At 27.9% G+C, this 18,113-nt stretch carries 10 protein-coding genes, 3 tRNA genes, 1 rRNA gene and 1 CRISPR repeat array; of the genes, 12 read left to right on the forward strand and 2 right to left on the reverse strand.

Translation table 4 applies throughout. The features are described 5' to 3' along the window. Positions 1-165: 165 nt before the first annotated feature. A CRISPR array of direct repeats spans positions 166-4,102; the repeat unit is 36 nt; unit sequence ACTTTAGTGCTATACTATTTTTAAGCAATACAACAC. Positions 4,103-4,233: 131 nt separating this feature from the next. From N9R85_RS03095 to N9R85_RS03140, 10 genes are all read left to right on the forward strand, one after another. Next, positions 4,234-5,388 carry a hypothetical protein gene (locus tag N9R85_RS03095; RefSeq protein WP_262858544.1) on the forward strand — a complete coding sequence of 385 codons (1,155 nt, stop codon included), beginning with the start codon at positions 4,234-4,236 and terminating at the stop codon, positions 5,386-5,388. A gap of 111 nt (positions 5,389-5,499) precedes the next feature. Next, on the forward strand, positions 5,500-8,352 hold the full coding sequence (uvrA, locus tag N9R85_RS03100) for an excinuclease ABC subunit UvrA (protein WP_262858545.1): 2,853 nt from the start codon (positions 5,500-5,502) through the stop codon (positions 8,350-8,352). Positions 8,353-8,396: 44 nt separating this feature from the next. Further along, complete coding sequence (gene hprK / locus N9R85_RS03105; protein ID WP_262858546.1) at positions 8,397-9,332, forward strand: HPr(Ser) kinase/phosphatase; 936 nt, start codon at positions 8,397-8,399, stop codon at positions 9,330-9,332. Further along, the gene (gene lgt, locus N9R85_RS03110) at positions 9,325-10,314 is read left to right on the forward strand and encodes a prolipoprotein diacylglyceryl transferase (protein ID WP_262858547.1); all 990 of its coding nucleotides are present in this window, start codon (positions 9,325-9,327) and stop codon (positions 10,312-10,314) included. The genes hprK and lgt overlap by 8 nt, the downstream gene beginning before the upstream one ends. Positions 10,315-10,321: 7 nt before the next feature. Next, a complete protein-coding gene (locus tag N9R85_RS03115; protein WP_396888761.1) occupies positions 10,322-11,251 on the forward strand; it encodes an NAD(P)/FAD-dependent oxidoreductase in 930 nt (309 codons plus the stop codon). A gap of 47 nt (positions 11,252-11,298) precedes the next feature. Next, on the forward strand, positions 11,299-13,998 hold the full coding sequence (locus N9R85_RS03120) for a cation-translocating P-type ATPase (RefSeq protein WP_262858548.1): 2,700 nt from the start codon (positions 11,299-11,301) through the stop codon (positions 13,996-13,998). A gap of 57 nt (positions 13,999-14,055) precedes the next feature. After that, complete coding sequence (rplM, locus tag N9R85_RS03125) at positions 14,056-14,490, forward strand: 50S ribosomal protein L13 (protein WP_205852188.1); 435 nt, start codon at positions 14,056-14,058, stop codon at positions 14,488-14,490. Between the two features lie 2 nt (positions 14,491-14,492). Beyond that, positions 14,493-14,888 carry a 30S ribosomal protein S9 gene (gene rpsI, locus N9R85_RS03130; protein WP_262858549.1) on the forward strand — a complete coding sequence of 132 codons (396 nt, stop codon included), beginning with the start codon at positions 14,493-14,495 and terminating at the stop codon, positions 14,886-14,888. Positions 14,889-14,950: 62 nt separating this feature from the next. Beyond that, positions 14,951-15,027: transfer RNA gene (locus N9R85_RS03135), tRNA-Ile, on the forward strand. A gap of 109 nt (positions 15,028-15,136) precedes the next feature. After that, positions 15,137-16,621 (forward strand): APC family permease, encoded by a 1,485-nt coding sequence (locus tag N9R85_RS03140; protein ID WP_262858550.1) that lies wholly within the window; start codon positions 15,137-15,139, stop codon positions 16,619-16,621. Positions 16,622-16,684: 63 nt separating this feature from the next. On the opposite strand, the gene N9R85_RS03145 is transcribed toward N9R85_RS03140, so the two are convergent. Continuing rightward, positions 16,685-16,760 (reverse strand) — tRNA-Lys (locus N9R85_RS03145). A 7-nt stretch (positions 16,761-16,767) separates the two neighbouring features. Beyond that, a tRNA-Leu gene (locus N9R85_RS03150) sits at positions 16,768-16,853 on the reverse strand. A gap of 221 nt (positions 16,854-17,074) precedes the next feature. On the opposite strand from N9R85_RS03150, the gene N9R85_RS03155 reads away from it, so the two are divergent. Then, positions 17,075-17,908 (forward strand): TIGR00282 family metallophosphoesterase, encoded by an 834-nt coding sequence (locus N9R85_RS03155; RefSeq protein WP_262858551.1) that lies wholly within the window; start codon positions 17,075-17,077, stop codon positions 17,906-17,908. Between the two features lie 124 nt (positions 17,909-18,032). After that, a 16S ribosomal RNA gene (locus N9R85_RS03160) occupies positions 18,033-18,113 on the forward strand; the annotation flags it as partial.

An 18,113-nucleotide genomic window follows, 5' to 3' on the forward strand; every position in this document is an offset into this window, starting at 1 on the left:
TCAGACGACGGTCATTCTAAGGAATGACCCAAATATTTATTAAATTAAATATTTATTTTTAAACTAACTTAATTGATGTGATATAATAATTTCAAATGTAATCAACCTACTTTGATTTCATAGCCCCTAATTAAGATAATTTTTATAAATTTTATTAAATTTGACACTTTAGTGCTATACTATTTTTAAGCAATACAACACCTGTTAAAGAATTTTCTGAATATGTTAAAAACTTTAGTGCTATACTATTTTTAAGCAATACAACACTTATTTAAATAATTACCTTTTCAGATATTAGACTTTAGTGCTATACTATTTTTAAGCAATACAACACTAAAACAATTAAATTTTAAAATTTATAAACACTTTAGTGCTATACTATTTTTAAGCAATACAACACATCAAAATAATTTTTTAGATAATGACATGTACTTTAGTGCTATACTATTTTTAAGCAATACAACACTCGCGCAAAAGTATCATCAAAATAATTAGTACTTTAGTGCTATACTATTTTTAAGCAATACAACACTATAATATGAATATGTGGGCTTGTTTCATCACTTTAGTGCTATACTATTTTTAAGCAATACAACACAAAGCACCAACTCCTTTCAAAAATATAATAACTTTAGTGCTATACTATTTTTAAGCAATACAACACCTTAATTTAAAAGTAGAAATAAATAAAATAACTTTAGTGCTATACTATTTTTAAGCAATACAACACTTGTAACAACTAACTATTTTTCAACAGCTAACTTTAGTGCTATACTATTTTTAAGCAATACAACACACGAATTACAAGCTTTTAAACATAGATTAAACTTTAGTGCTATACTATTTTTAAGCAATACAACACTTATAAGGACGCGTACGCGCGTATATTATATACTTTAGTGCTATACTATTTTTAAGCAATACAACACAGGTTAATTTTAGGCACTTAGTGCGTGAAAACTTTAGTGCTATACTATTTTTAAGCAATACAACACATAACTCTATTAGAATAGTTAGCAACAAAAACTTTAGTGCTATACTATTTTTAAGCAATACAACACATGCGTGTTTAAGCGCTAATACTCCGCTCAACTTTAGTGCTATACTATTTTTAAGCAATACAACACTAGATTATTTTATATTATCAAGTTTAATTGACTTTAGTGCTATACTATTTTTAAGCAATACAACACAAAATAATGTTTTTAGCGAAAACGAAATAAACTTTAGTGCTATACTATTTTTAAGCAATACAACACAGAGATTGAGTCATATAATGAAAAAAGTGTACTTTAGTGCTATACTATTTTTAAGCAATACAACACATTCTGTTTTATTAGTATAAACTCACACTCACTTTAGTGCTATACTATTTTTAAGCAATACAACACAAACGGATCCTCCAATGCTGCTAATGTTTCACTTTAGTGCTATACTATTTTTAAGCAATACAACACTAAACACAGCACAAACTAGTAGCAATGCTCACTTTAGTGCTATACTATTTTTAAGCAATACAACACTTAACGATATTTTTAAAGAATTAGAGAATTACTTTAGTGCTATACTATTTTTAAGCAATACAACACTATACATACACACATACACATACACAATATACTTTAGTGCTATACTATTTTTAAGCAATACAACACATGCTTAATGCTATGAATAGCTTATTGTTCACTTTAGTGCTATACTATTTTTAAGCAATACAACACAACATTCGTACCAGTCAAGGTTGCTAACACACTTTAGTGCTATACTATTTTTAAGCAATACAACACCGAAGGTCAAGATGCTTTTAAAGTAATATAACTTTAGTGCTATACTATTTTTAAGCAATACAACACATAAACGCATTAAAATATCAGGTTTGCCACACTTTAGTGCTATACTATTTTTAAGCAATACAACACACGAAGAAGTCACAATTAAATTAAAAATTAACTTTAGTGCTATACTATTTTTAAGCAATACAACACTGTCGCGTTAGCAATGGGGGTCGCCGCATTACTTTAGTGCTATACTATTTTTAAGCAATACAACACAATTTATATTTAATTATCAAAACAATATTTACTTTAGTGCTATACTATTTTTAAGCAATACAACACCAAAAGAAGGTGTTTGAAATTTAGTTGGCAACTTTAGTGCTATACTATTTTTAAGCAATACAACACTTGCGAACCAAAAAATATTTAAAAGTATTTACTTTAGTGCTATACTATTTTTAAGCAATACAACACAGGTAAGCAATTAGGCATTAATTCAAGTACACTTTAGTGCTATACTATTTTTAAGCAATACAACACAAAATGTTTTAGCAACAACTTTAACAAATAACTTTAGTGCTATACTATTTTTAAGCAATACAACACACGATTATGTTATTTTAGATCGTGCACATTACTTTAGTGCTATACTATTTTTAAGCAATACAACACAATATACAAAACAGTTTAATATTAAATTGTACTTTAGTGCTATACTATTTTTAAGCAATACAACACTAAAACAAATTGGTAGAGAAGAATCATTTTACTTTAGTGCTATACTATTTTTAAGCAATACAACACTTGAGCCGTTAGAAGTCGAAAATAGGAAAAACTTTAGTGCTATACTATTTTTAAGCAATACAACACAGAAATAAAGTATATGTTTTTAAAGAAAGAGACTTTAGTGCTATACTATTTTTAAGCAATACAACACAAGTTAAAGAGTCTAAAAGTATGGGTCTAAACTTTAGTGCTATACTATTTTTAAGCAATACAACACCTAACGCTGCGACTCCCATTGCTAATGCTAACTTTAGTGCTATACTATTTTTAAGCAATACAACACAACACAGATGGGGTTTATCACATACCTAAAGACTTTAGTGCTATACTATTTTTAAGCAATACAACACATGCTTCATATTTTTTTAAACTAGTCATTGACTTTAGTGCTATACTATTTTTAAGCAATACAACACTTGAAAAACTAATTTCACGTTCATCTTCTGACTTTAGTGCTATACTATTTTTAAGCAATACAACACCAATTTTTGGATTATCCAATGTTGGATATTACTTTAGTGCTATACTATTTTTAAGCAATACAACACACAGCACAAAAAATAAATATAAAAATGAAAACTTTAGTGCTATACTATTTTTAAGCAATACAACACTATGACCTAACAATAAATAACATTTTGGAATACTTTAGTGCTATACTATTTTTAAGCAATACAACACTAAATAGTAGTATTGAACATTCAGGTTATAACTTTAGTGCTATACTATTTTTAAGCAATACAACACATTGAAGAAATTTATCAAAACGCAATTGTGGCACTTTAGTGCTATACTATTTTTAAGCAATACAACACCATTTAAATAAACAAAACTTTTATACACTCACTTTAGTGCTATACTATTTTTAAGCAATACAACACATGTGTGGGTCAACTAACTTAATTTCTCCCACTTTAGTGCTATACTATTTTTAAGCAATACAACACTTCTTTTCAAACCCAATACCAATAATATGAACTTTAGTGCTATACTATTTTTAAGCAATACAACACACCATTAACCGCAATTAAAATATCGACATTACTTTAGTGCTATACTATTTTTAAGCAATACAACACACTATTTAAGACATAAAAAAGATGTGATAGACTTTAGTGCTATACTATTTTTAAGCAATACAACACATAGAAAGAATGAAACATTAGAAATCTTTAACTTTAGTGCTATACTATTTTTAAGCAATACAACACTAATTCGTCTTGTATTGCTGTTGAACTAGCACTTTAGTGCTATACTATTTTTAAGCAATACAACACCAAATTCAAATGATTACAAAATAAATACAGACTTTAGTGCTATACTATTTTTAAGCAATACAACACCAGTTCTAACCAAAAATGGAAAAGGGCAATACTTTAGTGCTATACTATTTTTAAGCAATACAACACTTACTAATAAAAACGATAAAAGTCTTTTAAACTTTAGTGCTATACTATTTTTAAGCAATACAACACAATTCTAAAAACTCTTTATTGGTTATTCTAACTTTAGTGCTATACTATTTTTAAGCAATACAACAATTCGTTATCATAGTCAAGACATTTGATTATGATAACTTTTTTATTTAAGATTATTATATTTACATAATTGATATAATACTAATATATTAAAAACAATTTATCTAATAGTTAAATTTAAAGGATATTATAACATGAATAATAAAGAATTATTAAGTATTTGACCTGAATTATCAAACATTTTAAATAGAGGAAATGACAACGAAATGGATAATATAAATGATTTAACTTTGAAAGAAATTCTAAATAATTTAAATACAGATATAATCATATCATCTAAGATAGATAAAAAAATATTATGTATATATATTGATGATTATAGAGCGGTAACATTTTTGAAAAAACTCTATAACGATGGTTACTTATCAAACTTGGTTTATACATATGATTATAAAAAAAGATCGTTTACTTTTTATTTTAAACAAACATTAGCAACTCTTAAAAATTACAAAGATAAAAGCGTTTATACTACAGTATCAGGAATAAGAGCAAAAGTTTTAACTAATAGAGTTGCTATTATCAAATCTACTTACATATATAATAATTTTGATAAAAAATTACCAACAATAGATATTTTATTTGCAAAGATTTATGACAAGAAATGAGCGTCATTAAATGGTGTTTTAAACTATTTTGATAAGTTCGAAAGAGAAGTTTACAAACAAAGAGCTGTTAATTTGTGAGCTTATGTTACTAATTTAAAATGAGGTACTAGTAGATTTTCTAAATTTAATGAAAATATTATTAATCAATTTCAGAATGATCATGAATTTAAGGATGAAGATTACGAAAGATTAGTGCGAGTTATCAATGATTTTATACTAGAAAAACCTTTGAATTACGAAGAAATTGATAATTTAATTTTTAAAAGTATCAGATCAAATGAATATTATAAAAAGATTAAAATCAAAGTTAATGATTATAAAAAATTATTAACCTCTGATAAAAAAGGCATTGATTACGATAAAGCATCTTTATTTTTGGTTAAAAAATACAAAATTTATTCCAAAGACAATATTTATTATGTTTGATATAACAACGCTTATGTTGCGGATGGACAACCATTTAAATTATCAAACGACGATAAAGATCATTTTTTGAAAGAACGAATAGAAAAAGGTATCATTTTGGAGTATATTTCAATTGAATTTTTTAAGGATTATAATAATTGAATATTAAATGATAAATTAATAGAAAAATTGAGTGTGTCAACTATCAGCACAATTATGTCTAAAATTAAAATTTTAGCCGATAATACCCAAAAACAAGGCAAACTAAATAAAAACTAACAATATTAAACAAAAATTAATTTTGTTAGTTTTTTTAATAAAAGTAATAATCTAATTTATAAATTATTATTTAAATAATTGTTAAAATATATATTAAAGAGGTAAAAAGATATGAAAAATGATTTTTTAATTATAAAAGGTGCTAGAGAGAATAACCTTAAAAATGTTGATTTAACAATTCCTAAAAATAAATTAGTTGTATTTACAGGCCTTAGTGGTAGTGGTAAAAGTTCTCTTGCTTTTAATACTATTTATGAAGAAGGTAGACGTAGATATGTTGATTCACTTAGTTCGTATTCCAGAATGTTTTTAGGTGGAACTAAAAAACCAAATGTAGATAAAATAGATGGTTTGAGCCCTTCAATTTCTATTGAGCAAAAAACAGTTAATAATAATCCACGTTCAACAGTAGGAACAGTAACAGAAATATATGATTATTTTAGACTTCTTTTTGCTACAATTGGTAAAGCTTATTGTCCAAGACACAATATTGAGATAACTTCACAAACTACAAAAAGTATTTTAAAATCTATTTATGAATATGGAGAAAATACACAATTAATTATTTATGCTCCATTAATTGATAATGAAAAAGGTACTCACCAAAATTTACTTGAAAAATTAAGAAAAGAAATGTACCTTAGGGTAAAAGTAGATGGAATTTTATATAAGTTAGACGACAAGATTCTTCTTGATAAAAATACAAAACATACTATTGATTTAGTTATTGATCGTGTAGTTGTAAATGAAAATAACTATAATAGAATTTCAGAAGCTATTGATATTGCGACTGAAAAATCAGAAGGCTATGTAAAAGTAGAATATCTTTCAACAAATAAAATTGAATTATTTTCAAAATTGCATGCATGTATTTATAAGGATTTTTCAATTAAAAAAATTGAAACAAGACTGTTTTCATTTAACGCACCTTATGGGATGTGTGAGAATTGCAAAGGTTTAGGAGTTGAATTTAAACCTGATGTTGATATATTGATACCTGAAACTTGAAGAACTATTGAACATGGTGCGATTAAATATTTCGAAAATACAGTTAATACATCTAATTTAGAATGACAAAGATACGCGAGAATGCTAGAACATTATAAAGTTCCTTTTGATTTACCTATTGATGAGATGAGTCAAGAGCAGTTTAGAAGAATACTTTACGGTAGTGAAGATGACGAAATAGAGTTTGTTTTAGAGTCTACTTCAGGAAATAAATATCGCAAAAAACAATCTGTTCCCGGAATTATGACCATGATTGAAAGAGCATATTATGAAACTTCTTCAGATAATCGTAGAGATTATTTAAAAAAATATATGGGTGTATTCACTTGTTTAAAATGTAAGGGAGCAAGATTAAATCAAGAAGCTTTAAGTGTTAGAGTAGACAATCAAAATATTTTTGATTATATTAAAAGTACCATCGGAGATTTATTAATAAAAGTAGAAGATGCGGTCTCAAAATTAGATGAGTCCGAAACTAAAATTAGTTCGCTTGTTGTGAAAGAAATTTTAGATCGTTTAAAATTTTTAAAAGATGTTGGTTTGGAATATTTAACCCTTGACCGTAGTGCCGAAACACTTTCGGGTGGTGAAGCTCAAAGAATTAGGTTAGCGACTCAGATTGGTTCGAATTTAAGTGGAGTTTTATATGTTTTAGATGAACCATCAATAGGTTTACATCAAAAAGATAATTTGAAATTAATAGATACTCTTAGAAAAATGGTTGATTTAGGTAATACTTTAATTGTTGTCGAACATGATGAAGACACTATGTTTGCTGCTGATTATATCGTTGATATTGGACCTTTGGCAGGGGCCGAAGGTGGAGAGATTGTCGCAAACGGACAATTGGAAGATATTATTCGAGAGACAAGATCTATTACCGGAAAATATTTATCAGGTGAGTGGAAAATTGAGGTTCCTAAAACTAGAAGAAGTGGAAATGGTCAAAAAATTGAAATTATAGGAGCAAAACAAAATAATTTAAAAAATATAAATGTAACAATACCGTTAGGTAAATTAGTCGGTGTAACAGGCGTTTCAGGTTCTGGGAAAAGCACCTTAGTTAATGATATTTTAGTTTCCGGAATTCAACATATGATTTCTAAAGATGCCTCTAAATTGAATAAAAAAATTAAGTTTGATAGTATTAAAGGATTAGTAAACGTTGATAAAGTAGTTCCTATTTCACAAACGCCAATAGGTAGAACTCCAAGAAGTAATCCGGCCACATATACAGGGGTTTTTGATGATATTAGAGATGTTTATGCTAATGTAGAAGAATCTAGAATAAGAGGATATTTAAAAGGTCGTTTCAGTTTTAATACACCTGGTGGTAGATGTGAAAAGTGCTCAGGAGATGGATATCAAAAGATTGAAATGCACTTCTTACCCGATGTTTATATTGCTTGTGATCAATGTGAAGGAAAACGCTATAATAAAGAGACTTTAGAAATAAAATATCATAACAAAAATATTAATGATATTTTAGATATGAGCGTAGATGAAGCTTTTATATTCTTTGAGAGACACCCTAAAATAGTTGATAAATTAAAATATCTAAAAGATGTCGGTTTAGGATACATAAAATTAGGTCAAATGTCAACAACAATGTCAGGAGGTGAGGCTCAAAGAGTTAAATTGGCTACATACCTACAAAAAAGACCTACCGGAAAAACTGTATATGTCTTAGATGAACCAACAACAGGTTTACATGTTCATGATGTTAAAAAATTAATTACAATTTTAAATAGAATTGTAGATAACGGAGATACTGTATTAGTTATTGAACACAATTTAGATGTAATTAAAAATTGTGATTATATTATAGATTTAGGTCCTGATGGTGGTGTTAATGGTGGTAGAATTGTTGCTAGTGGAACACCTGAACAAGTTGCACTAAATACTAATAGTTATACAGGGCAATTCCTTAATAAAATATTAAGTAGAAATAATTAAAATAAAGTATAATTAATATAAATTTAATATTATAATGAGGTCTAATGAAAAATAAAAAAAAGATTAATGTCGAAAAAATAATTAACTTTTTTAATTTGGAAATAATTAACAAAAACAAAGAAAGTATTGAATATAACGATATTTATCAACCTGCAATTAAGCGTGTTGGCTTAGATTTGGCCGAAAAAGTTAATAGTGATCGTATTAGTAACAACGTAATAGCTTGGGGTACTACTGAATCGCTTTGGTTTCAAGGTATTGGTAAATTTAGAGCATGTGAAGCTTTAGAGCATATCTTTAAACAAAAACCACCATTAGTTATGCTTTCTAAAGGTGTTACTAAACCGGCTTTAGAGTGAATAGTTGAGGTAGCCGATACTTATAATGTCCCCGTAACTCTATCACAAACTAGTTCTTCATATATATCAACGAATGTTGGTTCATATTTAAACAATTTTTTTTCAGAAGAAAAACAAATTCATGGTTGTTTAGTTTTAATTGGTGGAACCGGAGTTTTAATAATTGGGGCAAGTGGTGTTGGTAAATCAGAAGCAGCTTTAGAATTAGTTCAAAAAGGACATGTTTTAATTAGTGATGATTCTGTTTTGATTAAAGATACAGGTAATTTATTTATTGGTAGGTCTCCTGAAATAACACGTAATTTTTTAGAGGTACGTGGTATAGGAATTATTGATATTAAATATACTTATGGAATTAGATCTGTAGCACCTTCATCAATTATTAATTTAGTAGTTGAATTAGTTAGAACTGACAAACAACAAGAGTTCGATCGTTTAGGTGTTGATTTTCTTAAGTATTCAATATTTGGAAGAAGTATTAAGAAAATACAAATACCAATTAAAGAAGGTGGTTCAACAGCCTCTTTAATTGAAGCAGCAGTTAGTTCGTATCTTTCACGTCATGATGGAGTTAATGTTTTAGACGAAATAGAAAAAAGGAGGTTAAAAAGCAATGACTAATATGGCATCATATATTCCTTCACAACCAGCTTTTGAAGGTAGACCTTGAAGTCCTTTAATCCAAATTGGTACTTTTGAAATTCAAACTTACTCATTAACAATGATGTTGGGTTATTTACTTTCAATACTTACCGTTATCTATTTTTGACGTAGAGAAAAATTAAAAATGGATGTTGTCTATACTTTGATTTTAATTACTATACCTATGGGTATTATAGGATCACGTTTTGGTTACATTATTGAACAATTAATTTATCAAGATGAACCATTTAAGGGCTCAGCGTGGTATAAAATTTGAGAAGGTGGTTTAAGTATTCAGGGTGGTTTAATAACAACCATCATAGTAGATTTAGCCTACGTTTATACAAAAAGAGATGTAGTTGATATTAGAAAAGCAGGTTCATTAATTATACCTACAATTTTAATAGGGCAATTTATTGGGCGTTTTGGTAATTATGCTAACCATGAGGTTTACGGAAAAATAGACTGAACCGGAGCGAGCTCTTTAATTTGAGGAAAAACGTTTGCGGATAATATGTATATTAGTGATACGGTAACTAACCAATTAGGTATTGAGGCTGCATATAGATATCCTCTTTTCTTATATGAGGCAATCGCGAACTTAATTGGGTATTTAATCTTAGTTTGAATATTTAACTATTTCTGAATTTTTAAACCAGGTGTAAATATTGGTATGTATTTAGTTTGATATGGTTTAATTCGTATGGGCATGGAACCTTTACGTGAGGAATCATATAAATTATATGAATATGTTGCTTTAGGTTTTGTAATCTTCGGAGCATTTTTAGTAATTTATTATCAATTCTTTGGAAGAGTAAAATACATTAGAGTTAAAAAATCAGAAACTCAAAGTATCACAACATATCAATATGCTAATCCTGAAATTTATTTATCTTATGTAAATGTAACATCATTCAAACATATTTTTAAGAAAATAATTTCAAAATTAAAAAATAAATAGGAGCATTATGCAAAACAAAGTTTATGATTTAGTAATAATTGGTGGTGGACCGGCAGGTCTTAATGCAGCAATTTATGCGTCAAGAGCTAATTTAAGTGTTATTTTTATTGAAAAAGGCGCACCAGGTGGGAAATTATCTACAACAAGTAAAGTAGAAAACTGAATTGGTACTGAAAATATTGAAGGTTGACAATTAGCCTTAAACTTTTTTAACCATTCAAAAAAATACGGAGCTGTATATAAATACGGTAAAGTGGTTGAATTAAAACATAACGGAAAATTTGATAATGAAGTTAGATTAGAAAACGGAGATGTTATTTACGGAAAAACTGTTTTAATTTCAACAGGTATGAAAAATGTTGAACCTAACTTTATTGAAAACTTCCAAAGTTTTCTAAATAGAGGTGCTAGTTTCTGTGCCATTTGTGATGGTCCTTTATTTAAAGGTTTACCTTCATTAGTTTTAGGAAACGGGAATTCTGCTGTTGAAGAAGCTAGTTATTTATCTACAATAGCTTCGAAAGTATATGTTGTAATTAAAGATGAAGATTTTAACGCAGAACCAAGACTTGTTAATGATTTATTAGCAAAAGAAAATGTTATAATTTTTAAGAATTCAAGAATTTTATCACTTAAAGGTGATGGAACATTGGAAAATGCAATTATAGAACACAAAGATGGAACTACATCAACAATTCAAGTGGCTTCATTTTTCCCATATATTGGTATGGAACCATCAACAGATTTTGTAAAAAATAAAGAAATATTAGATGATAAAGGTTTTATTGTTACAAATAAATTTATGGAAACTTCTTTACCTGGAGTTTTTGCAGCGGGCGACATTAGAGCAAAAGAAATTCGTCAAATAGTAACTGCCGCATCAGATGGTGCAATAGCGGCAAGACGTGTTTCTGATTTATTATTATCAGAAAAATAATAAAGTCATACTTTTTAGTATGATTTTATTAATATTAAGGAGGAGTTTTGATTAATCAAGAATATATAATCAGCAAAAAAGGATTAACGACAAAAGAAGCAGAAAAGTTAATCAAAAAAAACGGTTATAACAAAATTAGTGTAAAGAAAGAAAAAAGTATCTTTAAAATGTTTGCTGAACAATTTAAAGATTTTATGATTATTTTACTTTTAATAGCCTCTGCATTCAGTTTTGGAGTAGCAATATATGAGGCAGTAACCAATAGTAACCAAAAAACATCAGAGTTAATAATTTCTTTTATTGAGCCATTTATAATACTTATCGTTGTGGCCTTAAACGCGATGTTAGGTACTTATCAAGAAATAAAGAGTAATCAAGCGGTCAAAGCTCTTTCTAAAAGTAATGAACTATATTCTAAAGTTTATCGTGATGGCAAGTTATTAACTATCCCTTCATCTAATTTAGTTGTAGGTGATTTAATAGTTATCGAAGCAGGTGATATTGTTTCGGTTGATGCACAATTAGTGGAATCATATTCTTTTTATGTTGTTGAGTCAGCTTTAACAGGTGAATCGATTTCAGTTGAGAAAGATGCAAATTTTATTTCTACTGAAACTACTAATTTAGCGGAACAAAAAAATAAAATTTTTTCAGGAACATACTCAACTCAAGGTAGAGCAGTTGCTGTTGTAACAGCTATTGGAGATCAAACCGAAATAGGTAAAATCAATAATTTAATTCAAGAACAAAAAGTGCCTTTAACACCACTACAAATAAAATTAAACAAATTAAGTAAAATTTTTGGTATTGCAGGAATTATTTTACTTTTTGTTACCGCTTTATTACAAATAGTTATACAAGGATCTATCTCGAATAATTGAACTAGACCAGAATTATATTCAAACGCAACAGTTATAGGTATATCTCTAGCAGTTGCGGCTATTCCTGAAGGTTTAATAACATTTACAACAGTTTTATTAGCTATTGGTGTAGCCAGAATGACTAGAGAAAAAGTTATTATTAAATCATTTTCAGCAATAGAAACAATCGGTTCTACAAGCATAATATGTTCTGATAAAACAGGTACATTAACAGAAAATAAAATGAAAGTTGTAGATTTTATAAACTATAATAAGACTTTAACCGATAATAAAGTTTTAGAATACTTTGTTGCATGTTGTGATGCGACAATTCATAAAAACGAAAAAGGTGAATTTGTTGAAGTTGGCGATCAAACTGAAATCGGAATTTTATATTACGCAAACGATCATAATATAAACGATCAAAATATTTATGATAATTTTCAAAAAATACATTCTTTACCATTTGATAGCGATAGAAAATTAATGTCAGTATTATTAAGTGAAAATAATCAAAACTTTTTGATAACAAAGGGTGCTCCAGACGTTATTTTCTCAAAAGTAAGAAATTTAGATAAATCATATAAAGAAAAAGTAGAAGAATTATCAAACAAAAGTTATAGAGTCTTAGCAATAGCTAAAAAAGTAATAAAAAAAGATGTTATTGATTTTAGTGATGAAAATGACTTAGAATTTGTTGGTTTGATTGCGATGGTAGATCCGGCTAGAGTGGGAGTTAAAGAAAGTATTCAACAAGGTTTTGAAGCAGGAATTAAACCTATAATGATTACCGGAGATCATTTAACAACAGCTGTTGCAATTGCAAAAGAACTAGGTATTTTTGTTGAAGGAGACAGAGCGATAACTGGTTTAGAATTGTCGAACATGGATGATGAAGAACTAAAAAAAGAAGTTAAACATATTTCGGTTTATGCTCGTGTGACCCCTTCTGATAAATTAAGAATTGTTAATGCTTGACAATCACACAACCAAGTTGTTGCTATGACTGGTGATGGTGTAAATGACGCTCCTGCCCTTAAACGTAGCGATAGCGGTATAGCAATGGGTATAACTGGAACCGATGTTTCTAAGCAAGCTGCTGACATGATTTTAACCGATGACAATTTTAGTACAATAGTTAAAGCTGTTAAAAGCGGTAGAGAAACATACTATAGAATAAAATCGGTTATATTAAATTTATTAATTTCTTCAATAACAGAAATTATTGTAATGTTATTCGGATTATTTGTGTTCTCGTTCGTTTTTAAAGAACAATTTAAAAACACTAATGTAATAATATTGTCCGCATCTCAATTACTGTGAATAAACTTATTAACGCATGGTTTACCTTCTATAGCATTAGGTATGACCCCAACAGATGTAAATGTTATGAAAAATAAACCTACAAAGAGAGATGAGAGTATTTTTGCTAACGGTATGTTTAAAGAGCTTATGATTCAAAGTATTATTCTTTCTTTTGCTTCTTTATTGTCATACGGATTAGTCGGAATCTTAGCAAAAAATACAAAGATAAGTTCTGAAGATTTTGTTAAATTAACTTCAAGTGCTATGTTCATTACGTTAGGTATTGGTGCAAGTTTAAATTCGTTAAATTTAATGAGTAAATCGTCAATTATTTTTTCAAAATTTAAAAAATATAAGTTAGTTTATCTTGCAAGTTCATTTTCTGTTCTATCTATGTTGATAGTAACTTTTATACCGGGAATATCAAGTGTTTTTAAAATTATTTCATTAGATGTTTATAACCAAAATTGGTTATATTGGTTTGTGCCAATAATCCTTTCAATTAACCTAGTAATTTATTCAGAATTTAAAAAAATATATTTTGTTATTAAAAATTATTTAAATAATAAATCTGTGATATAATAAAAAGGCAACTTAATATTAAAACATAAAAAATTCAAAATTAACGTAGGAGGTTGTATGAGACAAACAACAATTGTTAATACACAAAAAGCAAATAAAAAGTGATATGTTATTGATGCTGAAGGTCAAGTTTTAGGACGTTTAGCAGCATATGTTGCTTCTGTATTAAGAGGAAAAAACAAACCTGATTTTACTCCAAATGCTGACATGGGAGATAATGTAGTTATTATTAACGCTGAAAAAATCGTTTTAACTGCTAAAAAAGAAGAACAAAAAATTTACTACTCACACTCAGGATACCCTGGTGGATTAAAAAGTATTACAGCAGCTAAATTAAGAGTAAAAAGACCTACAGCTTTAATTGAAAAAGCTGTAAGCGGTATGCTTCCTCATACAAAACTTGGTAACAAACAACGTCGTAACTTATTTGTATATGCAGGACCAGAACATAAACAACAAGCACAAAACCCAGAAAGATTAGAGGTTAAATAATTATGAGTAAAAATATTGAATACCGTGGATTAGGAAGAAGAAAATCATCTGTTGCACGTGTTAGATTAACACCAGGAACAGGTAAATTCGTAATTAATAAACGTGAAGCTCGTGAATACTTAACATCAGATATTTACTTAAAAGACGCTAATCAACCATTTGATTTAACTGAAACAAAAGGGACATTTGATGTTTCTGTAGTTGTTGCAGGTGGTGGATTAAGCGGTCAAGCTGGAGCAATTAGATTAGGTATCGCTCGTGCTTTATTAGAAGCAAGTACTGACTATCGTTCAACTCTTAAAGCGGCTGGAATGCTAACAAGAGACGCTAGAGCTAAAGAACGTAAAAAACCTGGACTTCGTGCAGCTCGTCGTGCAAGACAATTCTCAAAACGTTAATTTTATAATAATAAAATGCTTTGCTCTTGTGGTTTATATGCTATAATAGTAAAGCAATATATGCGAGCGTAGCTCAGCTGGTTAGAGCACACGACTGATAATCGTGAGGTCGATGGTTCGAGTCCATTCGTTCGCACCATTTCAAGAAATTGACCAAATAAGCCGTTAGGCTTATTTTTTTATTTTTTAATTAAAAAATAAAGTTATTTTCATTTAAAGTTATAATATTATAATTACTAAGGAGCAAAATGAAGAATAATAGAAAAATAGGATTTTTACTATCATTAATGATGTTAATTGGCACTGTTGTAGGTATTGGAATTTTCTTCAAAAATATATCTGTTGGAAAATCTGTAGATTACAACGGTTTAAGTTGATTAATAACATGAATTATTGGGGGAGTAATATCTATTTCAGTTGCTCTTTGTTTTTCAGAAATAGGATCATTGCCTAATAAAAGTTTTTCAGGAATATCCAATTGAATGCATAAATTAAAGCCAGGATTTACATCTTATGGCATTTCTATAACTTATGCAGTTTTTTATTTTGGTTTACTTTTTACAATATTAGGTAGTTTTGGTTCTGAAATATTTTTTTATTTCTTGTCAGTTATGAAAATAGTTGATTTTAATAAAATCAAAATTTGAATTCATCTAATTGCTGGAGCAATTATTAGTTTTTATTTTTTATCATTAGTGTTGATATCTCAACGTGCATCAGGCATATTTCAATTTGTAGTTACAATTTTGAAATTTATCCCACTATTTGCAGTAATGTTAATTGGTATTTTTTTAGCAAATACTCATAATTTAGCGAATGAAAACCAGCCTGTAAATGCTTTTATAAATGGTTCATTTACTCTTAAGGGTGTAATAATTGCATTACCAGCCGTATTATTTTCTTATGATGCTTTTTTATTAGTAGGATCATTTGGTAAAAAAATAAAAAATTCAGAAAAGAGATTGCCAATTATAGTTATAGTTGGTATGATATCAATTACTATATTATATACATTGATAGCTCTATCATCTATATTACATAATGCAAAGACTGTTGAAGGTATTTTATTAGATTCCTTACCACGTTCGTTAGGTAAAGTTATCGAAAAAATTATTTACACATTATTATTGATTTCTACTTTCGGTGTTATTAACGGGTTAACATTTGCATATAAAAATGAAATAGAATCTACAATTTCGAACGAACTACTTTTTGGATCAAAATACATTTTAACAAAAATGAATATAAAAAAAGCAACGTTACTTTATTGTTCCGTTATATTTTTGTTTTATTTTATAATTTTATTAAGTCTAAGTTCAATATTGAACACAGATGCTTTTTTAGATTTGTTTAGTAATTATCCGACTGTTATATTTTTTGGAGTATATTTATATATTATTGTTTTATATTCTAAAAATAGAAAAAATATTAACGAGACAAATAAGATAAATAAAATTATTTTTTATAGTGCATCAATAATTTCTTTTTTAGGAATTATAACTATTGAGTTGGCGTATTTTTCAACAATATTTTCTAATTTATTAAATTCAGAATTTAAAAACAATTATGGCGTTTTTTATAAAGGATCAAATATACTATTTCCTGGTTGATTCGAATTAATAATTTATTTTGTATTTATAATATTTGCTTTATCTATACCTGTTTTAAATTATTATTTAGAAAAAATAATTTTTAATAGAGATTTAATCGATCATATTAAAAAACTACGCTAGTTATCTAATGTAGTTTTTTAATAAAAAATAAGCCTAACGGCTTATTTGGTCAATTTCTTGAAATGGTACGTCCTAGAGGATTCGAACCTCTGACCCAATGGTTAAAAGCCATTTGCTCTACCTGCTGAGCTAAGGACGCATAACAATGGTACCCAGAACTGGACTTGAACCAGCACGATTTTGCAATCGAGGGATTTTAAGTCCCTTGCGTCTACCATTCCGCCACCTGGGCATATTTTGCGTTCGTTGCTAAATTATTATAACACAATAAAAAAAAATCAAAGAAATTTTAAAAATATTTTTTTTATTTTTTAAATTTAAAAAAACAAAGTTTATAAATTGAAATAATAAAATAAAAACTTTATTATTAAATTTAATTAAAATATATAATATTAACAAAGATTAAAATAATCGGACTTTTAAATTATTTTTTATAATGTGGTTAGGAATAAAATGCAAGATAAAATAAATATACTTTTTATAGGAGACATCTTTGGGACCCCCGGAATATTAACAGTAGAAAAGATATTACCAGATTTAATTAAAAAAAATAATATAGATTTTGTTATTGCTCAAGGTGAGAATGTAACAGGTAGAAAAGGTCTAGATCAAGAGGATTATAATAGATTAAAAAAAATTGGTGTTAATTGTTTTACAATGGGGAATCACGTTTGAGCAAACGAGGATATATATAATATTATAGAGAATGAAGATATTATAAGACCTTTCAATATTGAATCTAGTTATCCAGGACATGGTACTTCAGTTTTTAAATTAAAGAATTTTTTATTAAGAGTTAGTTCATTACTTGGAAATACTTTTAATGAATTAAATCACCCATGGAATGAATCTGTAGCTTTACCTTTTTTAAAATCAGCACATAAATTAATGGAATATAACGATACAGATTTTCACTTCATTGATTTTCACGCAGAAACAACAAGCGAAAAATATGTACTTGGTTTAGAAGTGGACGGAACAATAGATGCAGTCTGCGGGACACATACTCATGTTCAAACAAATGACGATCATGTTTTACCAAAAGGAACTTGTTATATTACTGATGTAGGTACCGTTGGTCCAATTGATTCTGCTATTGGTGCAAATTTTCAAGAAGTACGTGATAAGATGTTGGATCCTAGCTCTAGAAAAAGATTCTTAGTAAGTCAAAACAATACACAATTTAATGCCGTGTTAATAACATTACAAAAAAATGGTTTAAAAGAAAAAACAAACTTAATTAGAAAGATAAATATTTTCGATATTGATATTTATGAAAAAAAATAAAAAAATATTTTTACATTTCTAAATATGGTGTTATAATAGTTAGGCAATCATTAAAAACAACAAGTTAAAATGATGCATAAGTTCTTTGAAAACTAGATATATACAATAAAACATGACAGTCAATTTTTTCGAGAGTTTGATCCTGGCTCAGGATGAACGCTGGCTGTGTGCCTAATACATGCATGTCGAGCGGAGTTCTTCGGAA

The organism is Mycoplasma sp. CSL7503-lung (genome assembly GCF_025515455.1).
Classification (GTDB): Bacteria; Bacillota_I; Bacilli_A; order Mycoplasmatales; family Metamycoplasmataceae; genus Mycoplasmopsis.